Annotated in this window: 15 protein-coding genes and 1 pseudogene; 12 read left to right on the top strand and 4 right to left on the bottom strand. The window is 56.8% G+C overall.

All coding sequences use genetic code 11. The features are described 5' to 3' along the window. Positions 1–81 precede the first annotated feature (81 nt). Entirely contained in the window at positions 82–1,236 is a 1,155-nt protein-coding gene (locus tag ABC395_RS25535; protein ID WP_413006514.1) for a YhgE/Pip domain-containing protein, read from the bottom strand. A 256-nt stretch (positions 1,237–1,492) separates the two neighbouring features. On the opposite strand from ABC395_RS25535, the gene ABC395_RS25530 reads away from it, so the two are divergent. Further along, positions 1,493–3,256 (top strand): methyl-accepting chemotaxis protein, encoded by a 1,764-nt coding sequence (locus ABC395_RS25530; protein WP_413006513.1) that lies wholly within the window; start codon positions 1,493–1,495, stop codon positions 3,254–3,256. Between the two features lie 122 nt (positions 3,257–3,378). Here the strand turns inward: ABC395_RS25530 and ABC395_RS25525 are convergent, their stop codons facing one another. Next, positions 3,379–4,155 carry an SDR family oxidoreductase gene (locus tag ABC395_RS25525; RefSeq protein ID WP_413006512.1) on the bottom strand — a complete coding sequence of 259 codons (777 nt, stop codon included), beginning with the start codon at positions 4,153–4,155 and terminating at the stop codon, positions 3,379–3,381. A 15-nt stretch (positions 4,156–4,170) separates the two neighbouring features. Continuing rightward, positions 4,171–5,730, bottom strand: coding sequence for a PucR family transcriptional regulator (locus ABC395_RS25520; RefSeq protein WP_413006511.1), 1,560 nt, complete (start codon positions 5,728–5,730; stop codon positions 4,171–4,173). Between the two features lie 395 nt (positions 5,731–6,125). On the opposite strand from ABC395_RS25520, the gene ABC395_RS25515 reads away from it, so the two are divergent. The 9 genes and pseudogenes from ABC395_RS25515 (at position 6,126) to ABC395_RS25475 (ending at position 14,127) form a co-directional block, all read left to right on the top strand. Continuing rightward, complete coding sequence (locus ABC395_RS25515) at positions 6,126–6,578, top strand: MarR family winged helix-turn-helix transcriptional regulator (protein WP_413006510.1); 453 nt, start codon at positions 6,126–6,128, stop codon at positions 6,576–6,578. Positions 6,579–6,656: 78 nt separating this feature from the next. Next, positions 6,657–6,905 (top strand): hypothetical protein, encoded by a 249-nt coding sequence (locus ABC395_RS25510; RefSeq protein ID WP_413006509.1) that lies wholly within the window; start codon positions 6,657–6,659, stop codon positions 6,903–6,905. Positions 6,906–6,965: 60 nt separating this feature from the next. Next, entirely contained in the window at positions 6,966–8,543 is a 1,578-nt protein-coding gene (locus ABC395_RS25505; protein WP_413006508.1) for an ABC transporter substrate-binding protein, read from the top strand. A gap of 58 nt (positions 8,544–8,601) precedes the next feature. After that, the gene (locus ABC395_RS25500) at positions 8,602–9,552 is read left to right on the top strand and encodes an ABC transporter permease (protein ID WP_413006507.1); all 951 of its coding nucleotides are present in this window, start codon (positions 8,602–8,604) and stop codon (positions 9,550–9,552) included. 6 nt (positions 9,553–9,558) lie between these two features. Further along, positions 9,559–10,404, top strand: a complete 846-nt coding sequence (locus ABC395_RS25495) for an ABC transporter permease (RefSeq protein ID WP_413006506.1) — start codon at positions 9,559–9,561, stop codon at positions 10,402–10,404. A gap of 26 nt (positions 10,405–10,430) precedes the next feature. Then, positions 10,431–11,402 (top strand): annotated as a pseudogene (locus ABC395_RS25490) (ABC transporter ATP-binding protein); the annotation flags it as partial. 302 nt (positions 11,403–11,704) lie between these two features. Further along, the gene (locus ABC395_RS25485) at positions 11,705–12,667 is read left to right on the top strand and encodes an ABC transporter ATP-binding protein (RefSeq protein ID WP_413006803.1); all 963 of its coding nucleotides are present in this window, start codon (positions 11,705–11,707) and stop codon (positions 12,665–12,667) included. Between the two features lie 81 nt (positions 12,668–12,748). Next, entirely contained in the window at positions 12,749–13,264 is a 516-nt protein-coding gene (locus tag ABC395_RS25480; protein ID WP_413006505.1) for a hypothetical protein, read from the top strand. Positions 13,265–13,374: 110 nt separating this feature from the next. After that, positions 13,375–14,127: a hypothetical protein gene (locus ABC395_RS25475; RefSeq protein ID WP_413006504.1), complete on the top strand. Its 753-nt coding sequence runs from the start codon at positions 13,375–13,377 to the stop codon at positions 14,125–14,127. Between the two features lie 12 nt (positions 14,128–14,139). On the opposite strand, the gene ABC395_RS25470 is transcribed toward ABC395_RS25475, so the two are convergent. Then, positions 14,140–15,018, bottom strand: coding sequence for a LysR family transcriptional regulator (locus ABC395_RS25470; protein WP_413006503.1), 879 nt, complete (start codon positions 15,016–15,018; stop codon positions 14,140–14,142). 134 nt (positions 15,019–15,152) lie between these two features. On the opposite strand from ABC395_RS25470, the gene ABC395_RS25465 reads away from it, so the two are divergent. After that, the gene (locus ABC395_RS25465) at positions 15,153–15,614 is read left to right on the top strand and encodes a nucleoside deaminase (RefSeq protein WP_413006502.1); all 462 of its coding nucleotides are present in this window, start codon (positions 15,153–15,155) and stop codon (positions 15,612–15,614) included. Positions 15,615–15,616: 2 nt separating this feature from the next. Beyond that, positions 15,617–16,924 (top strand): uracil/xanthine transporter, encoded by a 1,308-nt coding sequence (locus ABC395_RS25460; RefSeq protein WP_413006501.1) that lies wholly within the window; start codon positions 15,617–15,619, stop codon positions 16,922–16,924. Positions 16,925–16,939: the final 15 nt, after the last annotated feature.

Here is a 16,939-nt window from a genome sequence, read left to right as displayed (position 1 = left end):
AGTCTCCCCTTTGAACCATCATGTTGACAAACCGGGGGTTCAAGGGAACCCCCAAGCCTTACTATTGTACACGAAGAGGGCTCAAGAAGCATCCGTCAGTGCTTTTTTCTTGAATCCGGGAGATACGAACAGATAAGCCAGCTGTCCGATCACAAGCGACGCAATGGCCATACCGGCGAGTCCGAGAAGATTTTCCCCGACCCTGCCTCCGCCGAAGAGCAGGCTGAAATCCGTTTGTACGGTGTAGTACATGATGGAGATGTGGCTTACCCATCTGAACAGAGCCGGCATCATATCCTGGGTCATGACGGCGCCGCTGCTGATGGTCTGGAAGAGCATAAGCGTCAGGTTCGCGAAAATAGCGTAGTCTTTGAGCAGGTAGCAGAAAATAGACATAAACTCGATTGCCGCGAACAGCTCCAGCGCATGAACGAGCCATACTTGAAGGAAGACGCCGGCTTCGTAACCGCCTTGGACAAGGAAGTAGATCGTAAGTCCGATCAGCGGGGAGAAGAAGGCGACAAGCGCGTTTACTCCCTGTGCGTACCAGAAAGCCTTGGCGCGGCCGAGAATAGGGGTGTAGGCCCGGGTTGCGCCCGTCACCATCATGGAGAACACCATGGCTCCCACGTAACTAACCATCGCCAGGAAGAAAGGCGCCATCTGATTATGCATGCCCGCAGGCACTTTATTGATATTGATCATGTTGGGCGCAAGCTTGGCCGGGATTTCGGCCGCAAGCTGTTTGGCCTGCTCTTCGGGCATGTTCAGATTTTGCAGAATGCCCTGCGCGTTTTGTACGGCGAACTGCTGGTTCAGACTGCCGGTAATTTGCGTAACGACCGACTGCATCGTGCTGGTGACCGTCGCCGGGTTAGACTGGTTGATCATAAAATCCAGCGGAGCTTTCTGGTTCTGCTGGGAAAGCTTCTCCGTAAAGTCAGCCGGGATGTGGATCACCATATGAACATCGCGATCGTTCAGCTCTTCCCGGGCCTGCTCCAGCGAAGCGCCCGTAGTGACGCGGAAGGGCAGCTCTTTCTGCAAGCTGGCGGCGATTTCCTTGCCGGCCTGCGTGTCTTCGTTGACGATCGCGACTTTAAGCTCGTCGATATTCTTGGGAATCGCGCTGTATCCGGACATAAAAATGGCGATAAACGCGACCTGGTAAAACAGGATCATCGTTAACCCGCCGATCACGGCTTTGCTTTTCATAAAGTTTAAGAATCCGTTCACGTGCTCTCACTCCTAGAAAAATATATTCTAATCAAAGTACTCTAATTAGAGTAATTTATTTTTGTAATTCTACGCTTGGCAGAAGGAGTTGTCAAATGAATAAATTATGAACGGGTTCAAAATGTGAAACTAAGCCGTAAGACTCAAAATTTACGAAAATTTTATCGAAAACAGTCGAAATAGCCATGTTTTAAAATCCCGATTTCAGGTTTAATAGGAGTTAAGACCTAAAATTACATAAAAAAAGAGGAACCTTATGAAGTTCAAACAGAAGCTTGCGCTCAGTTTCGCAGCGGTATTGCTGCTGACTCTCACGGTCGGGGCTATCGGGCTCTACCAGCTTACCTCGGTAAATAACGCATATCAGAGCCTGATTACCGACCGGGTAGAAAAAATTCTGCTTATCAAGGACTTGGGAACAACCGCGTCCGAAGAAGCGAAAAACGTGCGGGGATACCTCCTGACGGGCAATGAAGAGCATTTTAAAAGCTACGAGCAGGACAGACAGACGTTCAAAGCGGAAATGAGCAAGCTGCAGGCTAATATACATCAGGACAAATCCAAAGAACTGGCTGCCCGGTTAAGCAGTCTGGAAGAGCAGTATGCGGGTGTTGTAGCTGAGATAGCGGCTTACAAAAAAGTGGAAGATGTACGGAACTACACCAGGCTGGTAGAAGAAAAATGCGTGCCGATGGCCCGCCAGTTGACGCAAACGGCTTCGGAGCTGGAAGACTATCAGCAGTCCTTGCTGGACCGGTCCGTTCAGGAGACTTCGCATCAGGTCGGCGACATCAAGACGCTTCTGCGGATCACGCTTCTTGTGGCGCTTGTCGCGGGCGTCGTGCTCGCTTATCTGATCACCCGGATGATCGCGCGCCCCGTAACGCTGGTGGCCCAGGCGGCCAAGCGGATCGCGGAGGGCGACTTGACGGGCGACGATGTGCGGCTTAAGCAGAAAGACGAAATCGGCCAAATGGCGGGGGCTTTTAATGAAATGAAAGCGAACCTGAAGACGCTGCTCGCCAAAATCAACCGGAATGCCGTCGAAGTGGCCGCCGCTTCCAGAGAGCTGTCCGACGGCTCCGAACAGGCCGTCACGGGTTCGCAGCAGGTAGCCGAATCGATGCAGGATATTTCGGGCACCGCCGACCGGCAGGTGAACCAGCTGCGCGAAAACAAGCAGGCCATCGAAGAAAGCGCCCAGAGTATCCAGCGTATTGCCGAGTCGGCTTCCATTACGGTGGAGTCATCGGAGCAGGCGGCGCTGCAGGCGGAAGAGGGGAGAAAGCTGCTCGGAGAAACCGTGGTACAGATGCGGCAAATCCGGAGCACGATAGAGGAATCCGCCGCGGTTATTCATGACTTGGGCGAGCAGTCCCGAAACATTGAGAAGATCACGGTCTTCATCAAGGATATCGCCCAGCAGACAAACCTCCTGTCGCTCAATGCGAGCATCGAGGCGGCGAGGGCCGGAGAGCACGGCAAAGGGTTTGCCGTCGTGGCGGGAGAAGTGAAGAAGCTGGCGGAGCAGACGGGAGAAGCCTCGGAGCAGATCGCCAAAGGCATTCAGAGGATGGTTCAGACGGTAGCCCAATCGGTGACCGCCATGAACCGTGGCTCTGCCGAGGTGGAGGCCGGAACACGCGTTATGGACCGTACCGGAGAAGCGTTCAACGGCATTTACCGGGCGATCGGGACCGTAACCGGCCAGGTGCAGGAAGTCTCGGCCGCGACCGAAGAGCTGTCGGCCGCTACGGAGCAGCTGCTGAAGGCGGAGGAACAGCTTTCGGGCTTGTCCGCGGATATTTCCGGCCATTCCCAGAGCGTGGCGGCGGTCTGCGAGGAGCAGCTTGCCTCCATGGAGGAAATCTCCGCATCTTCCGAGGCGCTCAGCCGCATGGCCAAAGAGCTGCAGGACGAAATTCAGAAGTTCAAATTCGAGAGTGACGAACCGGAGGCCGCAAGCCTGCCCGGCGTTCATTACCGGGAACACGGGGAGCTGGCGGCAGCCGCTTCCTAGGCTCTCCGGTCAGCATGCAGCAAGAAGCCGCCTGCCGTGGAGTAAGATCCGCGGCAGGCGGCTTTTTTTGTGGAAGGACAGATGCCGGGGGGAAGCCGGCATTCCGGCCGTGTGCCCTCAGGTTAGCGCAGGATGTACCCGCCGTCGGGGAACAGGGTGCTTCCGGTCGTGTAGCTGTTCGTCATCAAGTACACGACCGTGTGCGCCACTTCGTCGGCGTTTCCGGTCCGGCCGAGCAGGCACATATCGTTGTACGCGTTGTATGATTCCTCCCGTTTCTCCCGCGAAGCACCTTCCCAATTGAAATTAGTCACAATTGTTCCGGGGGAAACCACGTTGACGCGTACGGGAGCCAGCTCGACCGCAAGCGCTTTGCCGAGGCTTTCAATGGCTCCGTTGCAGGCGGCATAGGAGGCCCCGTCACCGAGCGGGCGCTGGCTAAAAGCTCCCGACATCAGCACGACGGAGCCATTGCGGGAAAGATACGGCACCGCGTATTTGACGGCATTATACTGCGGCCAGAACTTTCCCTCGAAGCAGCTGTGCGCCGTTTCCGAGTCCGAGGTAACGGGTCCCCGCACATAAGACGCGCCCGGGGTGAACAGATGATCGAAAGCCCCGACCTCGGCGAAGAACATACGCAGCTCGTCTTCGTTCCGGTTATCCAGCCGGAAGGTCCGCACCCGCACCCGTCCGGCCGGGTGAATAGTTTCCCCCTGCATACCGGACGAGGCGAGCTGGAGCGCTTCTTCCGCCTGTTTCAGCTTTTCCGCGGAACGTCCCGCGATAATGACTTCCGCTCCCTGGTAGACCGCCTGCCGTGCCGTGGCCAGCCCGATTCCGGAGCTTCCTCCGATAATAACGACACGCCGGTCTTTTAACGTTGACATCGCAGCCATCTCCTCGTTTCGTAGTTAAAGCTGAGGGCATAGGCGTTTGATTTTCCGGGATTGTCCGTAACGGATCGCCAGATCGAGCCGGAACCGGATATCGGGATCATGGATATCCGCCTGCAGCAGCTCACGGATTCTTTCCAGCCGGTACAAGACGGAATTGCGGTGGATGAACAGCTCTTCGGCCACCTGTTTCGTGCTGCCCGACTTCAAGTAAGCCTTGAGCGTCGGCAGCAGCTCCGTTCCGGCTTCCGCGTCGTAATCCAGCAGCGGCTGGAGCAGTTCCCCGTGAAGCTGTTCCAGGAGCGGATGGCCGGCAACGTCCATGAGCAGATGCTCCACCAGCCTGTCACGGAAATGAAGCACTTCCGGCTGTGCCGCCTCCTGCTCCCCGAAGGCCAGCGCCTGACGGGCCTCCAGGCAGCTCGCGTGAAGGTCCGCGTACTGCCCGCGGACAGCGCCGATGCCGCAGCGGACGGTCACGGAAGCTCCGGTGATCCGGGAAGCTCTTCCCTCCAGCTCCGCCTTGTACTTGCGGGCCGTATCGATCTGCTTCCCGGTATCCTGCCGGTCGGCCGCGCAGACCAGGAGCAGGCGGTCATTGATCTCGACGGCGAGCCGCCTTTGCCCGCCGCTGTCGCGGTTCATTTCCTCGGCTAGACGGGAGTGGAGAGTCTTGACCGTCCCGGTGTCCGCATCCGCGGAGCAAGAGGCCCGGAGCGCCATGACATACACCCAGTCGCCGAAGGGGATGCCAAGGTGCCTGGCCCTGTGGCGGAGCAGGTCTTCCTGGCGGGAAACCCCGCCCGAGAGAAGCTCGGCCGCGAAGAGCTCCTGCTCCCGCGCCCGGTGAAGCTGCTGGGCCTGCCGGATCGTGAATTCGATGGCGAGCGCCATCACGGCATGATCCAGGCACATTTTCGCGAAATGGTCCCCGTCTTCCAGCTTACGCGTAAGCGACAGCGTACCGAATACCCGGTTCCCCGTAAAAACGGGGCGGTTTTCCACGCCGGCTTCCGCCGTATACTCGGCTGTGCCGCTTTCCACTTCGCCGTCCCGGTTCAGAATGGCCACTTCGCAGCGCAGCAGCTTCCCGATAAGAATCACGAGCTCCGAAAATTTCCGGTTCAGGACCATGCCGGTGAACTGCTGGTTCACTTCCTGGACTTCTTTGAGCAGATACGCCTGCCGCTGCAAAATCTGGTCCATAATGGAGCGCGTCATATCCATGAAAGGCACATCCAGCGGGATATCGAACAAGGGGATGCCGTAGCGGTTGCTCAGCTCGATCGCTTCGGGATGCACTTCCTGCAAGTACCGTTTCGTTTTGATGCCGACGGCAGAACCTCCGACCCGGTGCATTTCGTCGAGAAGCCTGCACAGCATGGACGGCTCGAACCGGAAAGAGTAGCCCGTTGTCAGAATCAGCTCATTGGGCCTCAGCCAGCCTGTGAGATCCGGCGTCTCCATGCAGTCTACATAAAAGATTTCGTTGGACAGCCCTTGTGCCCCCGCCAAAACCTCGGCTCCCTGGAAGAGCGGCATATCCAGCAGATTTTTAACCGTAAAAGACGTCGTCATCGACTCACCTCGCAGATAGATCATGGCTTGATCGTACCACAATCCCCCGGAATGCAGGCAAGAAGCCCGCCCTCTTGCGGTTAACTATAGCAAAAGTGCTTTGCGCTTCGTATGGGCCGCCATCTAAAATAAATCGGAAGTATTTGGGCCGCTGCACAAAGGAAAAACGTCTTTCTTATGACCCAAGATTGTACCGGCAAAACATTCGCTTCATCGCCCCATTTTGCTGCGCAAAACATAGAGTCCGCAAGCTTGGGAGGCGGGCACTTTTTCCCGGCGCCGTAAACGACGCTCCTTCAAAAAAGATATTTCCGATTTCGGAAGAAAAAGCATTGACGCCATATATTTATCGTTATAATATTTATCATAATAAATAAATGCAGGAAAGGAATGCCATGAAACTTACCGATTATTGCGTCCAGGTTGGCGAACTGCTGCGGGTGATCGATACGAAACACGCCAAAATCGTCAACCAGCACTATTCTCCGCATAATCTTACGGCTCCGTCGATCAACATTTTGCTTCTTCTCGATAAGGAAGGGGCGATGAGGGTCAGCGATATCGGGGCGGCGCTCAATATGGTCGACAGCAACGTTTCGGCCATTTGTTCCCGGCTGGAAAACATGGAATTGGTCGAGCGCTTCAGGACGAAGGAAGACCAGCGCGTGGTGAAGATTCAACTGTCTCCGGCAGCGGAGGACAAAATGAAGGATATTATCGCCAATGTGCAGGATTTTCAGGCACTTTTCGTTAAAAACTCTTCGCGGGAGGAGCTTCAAGAAATCGTCCGGGGACTTTCCCTGCTGGAGCGGCTGCTGGACAACGTTTTGAAAGAGAAGATGAAGTAAACCGCAGTGCGGCCCGGGTTAAAAGAATCAGCGGCACTCATGCGGATAAACGATCAAGCGGCCGGCAGGGTTGACCCCGTGAGCCTTGACTCTGAGTCCCCGAAGACGCCCGAAGTCCAGGGGCGCTTTATGGACGTTGCCGAAGCCTACCGCATCATTTCCCCGTACTTCAGCTTGCTGAAACGGCAGCGTCAATCGACAGACGGAGGAACGGGCGCGGTATGCGCCGTAACGGCCGGGAAGTTATCTGAAACGGCGCGGACCGGCCATAAGCGGCCTATGCCGGGTGTTCTGCTACCATTTATCCGACTAAACAGATGGGTTTAGATGTAAACGAAGAGGTTTGACGAAGTTCCTTTATTTTAATTTTTATCTGGAGGGGTTTTTATGAAAAGGTCCAAAAGCTTGGCCGTTGTCCTCATGTCCGTCATTCTTCTCTTGGTAAGCGCCTGCAGCGGGACGGGGAGCCCCGAAGGGGCCGAAAGCCCTTCCGCTCCGAAAACGGGCGGCAGCCTCATCGTGGCCATCAAGGATGACCCGAAAACGTTCAACCCCCTGTACGCCGGGGACCGCATGTCCCTGACGATCGGCAAGTCGCTGTTTTCGCCGCTTTTCAGCATCAACGACGGCAAGAAAACATTCGTGCTGGCCGAGAGTCTGACGCCTTCCGCGGACCTCAAGTCGTATGTGCTGAAGCTGCGCAGCGGCTTGACGTGGCATGACGGGCAGAAGCTGACGGCCGACGATGTCGTGTTCTCCTTCGAGCAGGTGCTGGACGAGAAGCAGCACAGCTATTTCCGCAGCCTGTTCGTGCTGGACGGCAAGCCGATTCAGGCGAAGAAAGTCGACGACCTGACGGTGGAGTTCCTCCTTCCGCAGACAACGGCGGCATTCGAGGGGGCGCTGGTCCAGCTCATTCCGATTCCGAAGCATATTTTTGCCGGTGAAAGCGATTTGGAGAAAAGCGCCAAGAATAATCAGCCGGTAGGCTCGGGGCCTTTTAAATTCAAAGAGTACCGTCCGGGAGAATATGTGACGCTGGAAAGGTCCGACTCTTATTTTGCCGGCAAAGCGAAGCTCGACAGTATCACTTACCGCGTGGCCAAGGACAGCAGCGCGGCCGTGCTTGCCTTCCAGAACGGAGAGATCAACATGATGCTGATCGAGCCCCAAGACTACAACAAAGTGAAGGGCGCCGGTCAGGCGAACGTCATCACATTCCCGTCTGGAGGCGTCACGACACTGGTATTCAACACGAACATCGAGATCATGAACAAGAAAGAAGTGCGTCAGGCGATCGTGCATGGGCTCGATAAGAAGGAACTGATTACGACAGGCTTTTCGTCGCAGGAGTTCGCGGAACCGGCTTCTTCCATTTTTTCGCCGGATACCTTATACCAGCAGAAAGATTTGAAGGGATATGACTATAACCCGGAAAAAGCGAAGGAACTGCTTAAAGCGGCCGGCGCCGAAGGGCTGAAGATCCGCTTCGCGTACTATAACGCCAGCAAGGCGGAGGAAAACATGTCGCTTTACTTGCAGCAAAAGCTGAAAGCCATTGGTGTGACCGTAGAGCTGATTCCGCTGGACGGGGCGGCACTGGGCAAGAAAGCTTTGAACAAAGACAACAAGGAATACGACATGTCCTTCGGCGGCTATAGCATGGGCTTCGAACCCGATGCCTACAAACCGCTCTATCTCAGCAGCGGATCGTACAACTATTCGCATTACAAAAACAGCGACTTCGACGCGCTCTGGACAAAAGCGGCCGTGGAGACGGATTCCGCCAAACGCGCGAAGCTCTACCAGTCGATCCAGGAGATTTCCGCCGAGGAAGTCACCACGTACCCGATCGCTTACGGCAAATCTATCGTGGCGGTAGACGCGAGATTCGGGGGTCTCGAAGAGGCGGTGCCGAAACAGGTGGTGCTGTTTGACGATTACTCGAAAATCTACATGAAATGATGCCGGTAGCCGGGACGGAACCGAAGACAACCAGGCGTCATTGACGGAGGAATTTCATTTGGGAAAATACGTGCTGCACCGCATCCTGCAGTTGATACCTATCCTGCTTTTTATTTCGATCGTTTCGTTCGCGCTGATCCGGCTGGCGCCGGGAGATCCCGTTCTTTCTTTCGTAACGCCGAATATGAGTCCGGAAGATGTGGAACGGATCCGACGGAACATGGGGCTTGATCAGCCTCTTTATACGCAGTACTTGCTCTGGCTGAAAAATGTGCTGACGGGCAATTTCGGGTACTCGCTCAACAATCACAGGCCCGTGCTGACCCTGATCGTGGAGCGCCTTCCCGCCACCATCGGGTTGATGGGTTCGGCTTTCCTGTTATCTCTGCTGATCGCGGTTGTGCTGGGACTGATTTCGGCCGTGTACAAAAACAAGCTGGCGGACCGTGTGCTCAGCCTTCTGTCGTATATCGGCATATCCCTGCCGGGCCTGTGGTTCGCGCTGATTCTGATCTATATCTTCACCGTCAAGCTGCACTGGCTTCCGAGCATGGGAATGCGGACGATCGGAGTCCATTCCGCCTGGGATGTCATCAAGCACGGTATCATGCCTTGCCTGGTGCTGTGCATCACGCATGTGTCGGTGTTCATGCGCTACATCCGCTCAAGTACGATCAGTCAACTGGAGGAGGATTATGTCCAAATTCAGTACGCTTACGGCTCGACCCGGCGCACGGTGCTTTTCCGCCATATTCTGAGGAATGTGCTCCTGCCTGTGATCACACTGTTCGGCTTGTCTTTTGCGGAGATCATCACGGGCGCTTTTATTGTAGAAAGTATTTTTTCGTGGCCCGGCATGGGCTCGCTCGGCATTAACGCCGTCTTCGGTCTGGATTATCCGCTCATTATGGGCATGACGATGATGTCGTCCTTTCTGCTCATTTTCGGTAATTTGCTGGCCGACGTGCTGTACGGCCTGGCTGATCCCCGAATAAAAACGATGAGGTGAGGACGAATGAACACCATGAGATGGCGCCTGCTCAAGGCGCAGCTGCTCCGGCAAAAGTCGGGCCTCGCGGCGCTGATCCTGCTGGCTCTGTATGCGCTGGCGGCGGTATTCGCTTTCGCCGTCCCGTACGATCCGAATGCCATTCAACTGACGGAGCGGTTGCAGCCTCCGAGTGCCGGGCACTGGTTCGGGACGGACGACAACGGCCGCGATTATTTCGCGCGGGCCTTATACGGAGGCCGCGTTTCGCTCAGCGTAGGCTTCCTGTCGATGATCCTGTCCGTCTTTATCGGGACGGCCGTAGGCACGGTCAGCGGCTATTTCGGCGGCAAAACGGACAGCTTTCTTATGCGCGGCGTTGATATTCTGCTGTCCATTCCGTCTTTTTTCCTGATGCTTATTCTAAACGCTTATTTAAAGCCGAGTATTTCGACTATCATTCTCATTATCGGTCTGCTCAGCTGGATGTATATCTCGCGGATCGTGCGGGCGGAAACCATTTCCGTTAAAGAAAGAGAGTACGTGCTGTATGCCCGGGTCTCCGGGCAGAGCACCTTCCGGATTATCGCCCGGCACATTATTCCGAGCATTGTCCCGACGATTATCGTAGCCGCCACCATTTCGATAGCGGGCACGATTATGATGGAGTCCGCGCTAAGCTTTCTCGGACTCGGCGTAAGACCGCCGTATGCCTCCTGGGGAAGCATGCTGAACAACGCCAAAGGCTATCTGGGCGAAAGCCCTCATTTGGCCTTGTTTCCGGGCCTGTTCATTCTGACGACAGTTCTTAGTTTCAACTATCTGGGTGATGTGTTCCGTTCGGCGTTCGAACCGAAGGTGAACCGGCGCTAACTTTTTCAGCAACGGAGTGGAGATGAATGGCTTCCTTATTATCGGTTCGTGATTTAAAAACCTCGTTCTTCACCCGGGAAGGCGAGGTGCAGTCCGTCCGGGGCGTAAGCTTCACGGTCGAGGCGGGCGAGATGGTCGGGATCGTGGGCGAATCGGGCAGCGGCAAAAGCGTGGCGGCCAAATCCCTGATCCGGCTGATTCAGCCTCCCGGAAAAATCGTCGGCGGCGAGGTGATGCTCCGGGGGACGGATACGCTGCGGCTGCCGGAAGAAGAGCTGCGGAAGCTCCGCGGCAACCGGGTGGCGATGATTTTCCAGGATCCGATGACCTCGCTTAATCCCGTTGTCAAAGTCGGGACTCAGCTCACCGAAGTGATCCGCCGCCATCAGAAGCTAGGCCGCAAGGCGGCCCGCCAGCGGGCCGTAGAGCTGCTCCGGGAGGTCGGCATTCCGTCGCCGGAGAAGAGAATCGACCAGTATCCGCATGAATTCAGCGGGGGCATGCGGCAGCGGGTGATGATCGCGATGGCGATTTCCTGCCGCCCCGAACTGCTGATCGCGGATGAGCCGACCACCGCGCTTGACGTTACGATCCAGGCTCAGATTCTGGATTTGATGAAAAATCTGTGCGACACGACGGGGACGTCGGTTCTGCTCATTACGCACGATTTGGGCGTGGTTGCGCAGGTTTGCAACCGGGTCGTGGTCATGTACGGCGGACTGGTGATGGAAGAGGGGCCAGTGGAGGCCATTTTCGAGGCACCGCGGCATCCGTACACGCAGGGATTGCTGCGGTCCATTCCGAAGGCGGGGGGCGCTTCCCGGGAGAAGCTCGTGCCTATCGAGGGCACGCCGCCGAATCTGCTTGATCCGCCCCCGGGCTGTCCGTTCATGGAGCGCTGTCCCCATGGGATGGAGAAGTGCCTGGAGCTTCCGTCGTATTACGAAGCTCAGCCTGGACACCGCTCGCTGTGCTGGCTGGCGGAGGAGGCGGGAGAAGGCGCGCCTGCGGCTCCCGTAGAGGCGGATACCGCTGCTGCAGGAGCCGGAGCCCGTTCCCGCTTAGCGGCGGAAAGAAGCGGACCGCCGGAGGCGAAGCGGGTCCTGCCGCCGGAGAGAGACGTACGGATCGCCGGCATGCGGGCGGGAGATAGCGGCGTCTCCGATAGCGGGAGCATGCCGCAAGCGGCGGATACGAAGCGAAAGGAGGGAGACGCGTGAGCGGAAAGCACGGTACGACAGTTTCAAATGCCAGCCTTGCTGCGCCGAAGGGCACGGATTTCAGTGCGGAGGGGCCGTCCGTGCTGATCGACGTCCGGGGGCTTAAAAAATATTTCCCGGCGTCCCGATCTTTGTTCGGGCGTGTCACCCGGGAGCTGAAAGCGGTCGACGACGTCAGCTTCCGCATCCACCGCGGCGAAACATTCGGGCTTGTCGGGGAATCCGGCTGCGGCAAGTCGACGACGGGCCGCTGCATCATCCGGCTGCACGACGTCACTTCCGGAGAGATCTCCTATGACGGCCGCAACATGGCCGCCATGGCCGAGAAGGAGCTAAGGCCTTACCGGAAGCGGATGCAGGCCATTTTCCAGGACCCGTATTCCTCGCTGAATCCGGGGATGAACGTCCTCCAGCTGATCTCCGAGCCTATGGAGATTCACAGCCCCTATTCACGCGCGGAGCGGCATGAGCGCGTGCTGGAGCTGCTCGCGAAGGTCGGCTTGAAGAGCGAACATGCCGAGCGCTATCCCCACGAATTCAGCGGAGGCCAGCGGCAGCGGATCAGCATCGCCAGATCGCTGGCGGCGGGCCCGGAATTTGTGCTGTGCGACGAGCCGATTTCGGCGCTGGACGTGTCGGTGCAGGCACAGGTGGTCAATATGCTGGAAGAACTCCAGGATGAACTCGGGCTGACCTACTTGTTCATCGCCCATGACTTGTCCATGGTGCGCCATATTTCTACCCGCATCGGCGTGATGTATCTCGGTAAGCTGGTGGAGGTCGCCCCGAGCGAGGAGCTGTACACGAATCCGGCTCATCCTTATACGGAGGCGCTCCTATCCGCGATACCGGTTCCCGACCCTAAGGCGGCTGCGGCAGGCGGCCGCATTCTGCAAGGAGATCTGCCAAGTCCGCTGGAAACGATAACGGGATGCAAATTCCGCTCCCGCTGTCCGTTTGCGATAGGCCGCTGCGCGGTACAGGAGCCGGAGCTGCGGGAAATTGCACCGGGGCATTATGCGGCGTGCCACTTGCATGATTAGCGGGTTTTTCTATAAACTGGACTAAAAATAAACCAAGATGCCGCGGGCACCAACAGGCGGCATACGAATAGAGGTGTTTCTATGGAGACGCAGGCAAGATTTTCGCAAAAAACGGCCATACTGCTGGAACGGGTGCGCCGGTCGGGACTTTCCGACGAAGTGCTGCTGGCCAGCGCGGCGTCCGGAGATGTAAAGCCTCTGCAGGAAGCTGCCGGCAGCGATTCGGACTACGAAGATTTTTTCGTTTACGGCGAGACGCACGGCGAACAAATTGCCGAAGGTATCCGAAACGGCTACCGGATGAAGTTTAATACGATCGGCGGGCTCCAGGCGTGGCTCAAAGAACGGCTCGGCCGGGAAGCCGGGACGGATTTCACCGCGTCCGTAGGCCGGATCGACGGGCTTACGCTGACCGTGGACGAGGCGGAGCTGCTCGGCGGTTCGCTGGCGTCAAACTGGCTCCTGCGGGAGTCACCTTCGGAAGCGGAAGGGCGGGCGAATCAGGCATCCGTGGATGAGAATTCCCCCGCACGCTCGTTCTCGGGACAAACCGGCACTTATTCGCTTCTTCTTAAATTTTTGCCCGAGAGAGATTGACACACAAGCAAAGGCTGGAACCGTGCGTTATGCGGGGTTCCGGCCTTTTATTGATGCAAGCGGACCATGACATTCGATTTACCCCCACTCAGAAAGGAGATCAGCCTGACATGCTGCCGACAAGCGAGTTCCAAACGTACAAGCCCGCTATTCTTTCCCTGCCGGCGGACCGCCCGCTTACAAAAGAAGACCTGCTCACCGACGACTTTCTGATGAAGCGGAGCGGCCGTCTGGCCATGTATTACGCGCCTCACAACGAATTTGTCCGTCCGGCCGCCCGGGTGGTAATCGTCGGGATTACGCCGGGCTGGACCCAGATGAAAACGGCCTTCGAAACGGCAAGGGCCGGTTTGCTTCAAGGACTTCCTGACGACGAGATCGTCCGAAAGGCGAAGGAAGCGGCAAGGTTTTCGGGAAGCATGCGCCGCAATCTCATTTCAATGCTGGACGAGCTTGAACTGTACCGCTATCTGGGACTGGCTTCAAGTGAGGAGCTGTTCACGCAGGGCACCGGAACTGTGCTGCACACGACTTCTCTGCTGAGGTACCCCGTTTTCGTACAGGGAAAAAACTACACGGGAGCCCAGCCTCCCCTCTTATCCAACGGATTTTTGCGGGAAACGGCCGTCGCCTTTACGAAGGAAGAGCTGGACAGGCAGCCCCGGGCGCTTATTATTCCGCTTGGCAAAACGGTGGAGGGCCTGCTGCATCTGATGGAAGAGGAAGGGTTCCTCGGACAGTGCGGCATTCTGCACGGGTTCCCGCATCCTTCGGGGGCCAACGGACATCGGCATAAGCAGTTCGCCGATCACCGGGGCGCCATGAAGCGGCGGCTGGAAGAGACGCTCGGACAGGCAAGGTGATTCAGGTGCTGGTTACCAGTTCCGGTAAGCGTCGATAAACGCCTGGGACGCCCTCGAAAGCCACCCGTCCTTGAGACCGACAAGAGCGGATTGGGCCGGAAGGATATCCCCTTCGATAGGGATATACCGCAGGAGCGGGCCGGGGTGCAGCTTTGGCACGGTTTCCGGCACGATGCCGGCTCCGAGACCCGAAGAAACGAGCTGGAGCAGAGTGGACATGTCGGAGCATTCGCACACAATGTCCGGCGTGAGCCGCCTTTTCGCGAATTCTTCATGAATCATGTGATGAAGCCCCAGCCCCTCCGTGCTCGGAATAATGAGCGGGTACTCGCGGATCCGCTCGAACGTGATAGGGTTCTGGGCTTCCGTGTCACCGGCGGCCGTAACGAAGAAGTAACGCTCCGAACGCAAATAATGTACCGTAAAATCCTGCAAGGGCAGGGGAAGCGGCATGCGTACAATCGCCAGGTCGATGGCCTGATCTTTAAGCAGCCGGCAGAGGAGCGACGATTCGTTCTGATGAATTTTGAACGTGAACCGGGGATAGTTCTGCCTGAATTCGCCCAAGATACGGGGAAGCAGGTCGTCGGACAGCGTATTGACTCCGATGTAGAGCCTGCCCGACCAGCCGCTGCGCACGGCGTGAATCTCTTCCTGCGCTTCTTCCATGGAAGCGATGATTTTGACCGCATGTTTGTAAAGGGTCCGCCCTTCTTCGGTGAGCAGCATTTTGCGTCCCTCTCTGCGGAACAAAGGGGCGCCGAGCGTTTCCTCCATCGCTTTCAACTGCTGGCTGAGCGGCGGCTGGGCGATATGCAGTTTTTTGGCGGCGGCCGTAATCTGGCCTTCTTCCGCAATGGCTTTAAAATAATGCAGTTGTTTCAGATCCAACGCTATCGTCTCCTTTCATCCATACGAAAATCATATAGGAAACAAATTTTATTGATATTATTTATATACTTCCCATCATGATAACATGGAACTGGCGCATTTAAACCGAATCGTGGAAAGAGGGAAGTTATCCGATGAATTCAACCGATGTTTTTATAAAACGGGCCGTAGAGCTTGCATGCACGAATACGCGTGACAAAAAAGGCAAACCGTTCGGGGCCGTGATTGTAAAAGACGGCCGGATTATCGCGGAAGGCGTTAACGACGTGCTGGAGACGCACGATCCTACCGCTCATGCCGAAATCCAGGCCATACGGGAAGCGAGCCGGGTTCTGGGGCAGCCGGATTTATCCGATTGCGAGCTGTATGCCAGCGGCGAGCCCTGTCCGATGTGCCTGGCCGCCGTCTATTGGGCCAAATTCAAGGCCGTATATTATGCGTACACGGAAGAGGAAGCCTCGCGAATCGGCATGAGTACGAAATTCGTTTACGACCAACTGGCGCTTTCTCCCGATAAAAGAGTCGTTCAGCTCGTCCGCGTAGAGCCGGATTCTCCGGAACACCCTTACGCGGTATGGAAAGAAAGCCAGGCTTGAGCATGCGCACGATGTTAACGCCCAAGATGTCCCTGGCCGGCCTTCAATGGATGTTCTTCATTCTGACGAACACGATTGTGGTGCCGCTCACGCTGGGGCACGTCTTCCAGCTGCCGCCGGGTCAGATCGCCTTTTCCCTGCAGATATCCTTCGCGCTGACCGGCGCCGCCTGTATGCTTCAGGCATATTGGGGCCACAGGTTCGCCCTGATGGACGGTCCGGCAGGCGTCTGGTGGGGCTTCACCCTCAGCATTGCCGCATCGGCCGCCGCAAGCGGCGCGGATATGAAGGCGGTCGGCGGTTCTCTTGCCGCCGGGTATCTCCTGTCCGGCCTGATGATGGTCGTCCTAGGGCTGCTCGGCTTCGCACGTATTTTGCGCAAGCTGTTTAACCCGGTCGTCATCAGCGTTTCCCTGTTTCTTCTGTCCGCCCAGCTTATGGCGAATTTCTTCACAGGTATGCTCGGCATCGGGGAGGACGGGCGGATGAATCCATCCATAGCCCTTCTGTCGGTGCTGATCGCGCTGTTCGTCGCGGCGGTTTATTTGAAGGGGCGAGGCTGGGTGAGCAACTTTGCCATGCTCTTCGGCATTTTACTGGGCTGGGCCGCATACGCCTTCACCTTCCCGGCACCCGGCGGTATGCCGGAACAAACGGCGGCCGTACGGGAGCTTTTTCCGTGGGGAAGCCTCCGGTTTGATACCGGGATAATGGCCGCTTCTTTCGTCGTCGGCTTCATCAACATGTCCAACACGGTGACTTCTCTGAAAGCCGCCGAGAGACTGTACGGAGAAGCCGCGACGGAGAGCCAGTACCGCCGGTCGTTTACGATCACCGGTCTCATGACTCTGCTGACGCCGGTATTCGGTCTGATTCCGTTCGGCACGTTCGCCTCTTCTATGGGGCTGCTGGAAAGCATGAAGATTCTGCACCGCCAGGCTCTCGCCATCGGCGGCGGCCTTTTTCTCATGCTGGGACTGATCCCGGCTCTCGGGGGATGGTTTGCCGGTCTGCCGGTCAGTGTCGGGAGCGCCGTTCTTTTCGTCGCTTATCTGCAAATGTTCGGTACGGCCGTCCGTTCGGTGAAGGGTATTACATTCGATTCCAAAACCATATACCGTCTGGCCCTGCCCATTCTGCTCGGCATCAGCATCATGAACACGCCCTCCGTCGTATTCTCGGCTTTGCCCGTTTATATCCGGCCCCTTGCGGGCAACGGCCTGGTAATGGGGATCCTGATGTCTCTGATCCTGGAAACCTGCGTAAACTGGACAAAGCTGGATATCGCCAAAGAAAAGGGGTACGATTAAAAGAAGCCGCATAAG

The organism is Paenibacillus canaveralius, assembly GCF_047238265.1.
Taxonomy (GTDB): domain Bacteria; phylum Bacillota; class Bacilli; order Paenibacillales; family NBRC-103111; genus Paenibacillus_F.
Note: the sequence above shows the minus strand (reverse complement) of the source record. Positions and strands in the feature narration are given on the sequence as shown.

Excerpts from the sequence above, each read along its gene's own strand:
- ABC395_RS25515 (WP_413006510.1), top strand. The coding sequence starts at position 6,126 with ATGAAACTTACCGATTATTGCGTCCAGGTTGGCGAACTGCTGCGGGTG.
- ABC395_RS25460 (WP_413006501.1), top strand. The coding sequence starts at position 15,617 with ATGCGCACGATGTTAACGCCCAAGATGTCCCTGGCCGGCCTTCAATGG.
- ABC395_RS25520 (WP_413006511.1), bottom strand. The coding sequence starts at position 5,730 with ATGACGACGTCTTTTACGGTTAAAAATCTGCTGGATATGCCGCTCTTC.
- ABC395_RS25475 (WP_413006504.1), top strand. The coding sequence starts at position 13,375 with ATGCTGCCGACAAGCGAGTTCCAAACGTACAAGCCCGCTATTCTTTCC.
- ABC395_RS25480 (WP_413006505.1), top strand. The coding sequence starts at position 12,749 with ATGGAGACGCAGGCAAGATTTTCGCAAAAAACGGCCATACTGCTGGAA.
- ABC395_RS25505 (WP_413006508.1), top strand. The coding sequence starts at position 6,966 with ATGAAAAGGTCCAAAAGCTTGGCCGTTGTCCTCATGTCCGTCATTCTT.
- ABC395_RS25525 (WP_413006512.1), bottom strand. The coding sequence starts at position 4,155 with ATGGCTGCGATGTCAACGTTAAAAGACCGGCGTGTCGTTATTATCGGA.
- ABC395_RS25495 (WP_413006506.1), top strand. The coding sequence starts at position 9,559 with ATGAACACCATGAGATGGCGCCTGCTCAAGGCGCAGCTGCTCCGGCAA.
- ABC395_RS25530 (WP_413006513.1), top strand. The coding sequence starts at position 1,493 with ATGAAGTTCAAACAGAAGCTTGCGCTCAGTTTCGCAGCGGTATTGCTG.
- ABC395_RS25465 (WP_413006502.1), top strand. The coding sequence starts at position 15,153 with ATGAATTCAACCGATGTTTTTATAAAACGGGCCGTAGAGCTTGCATGC.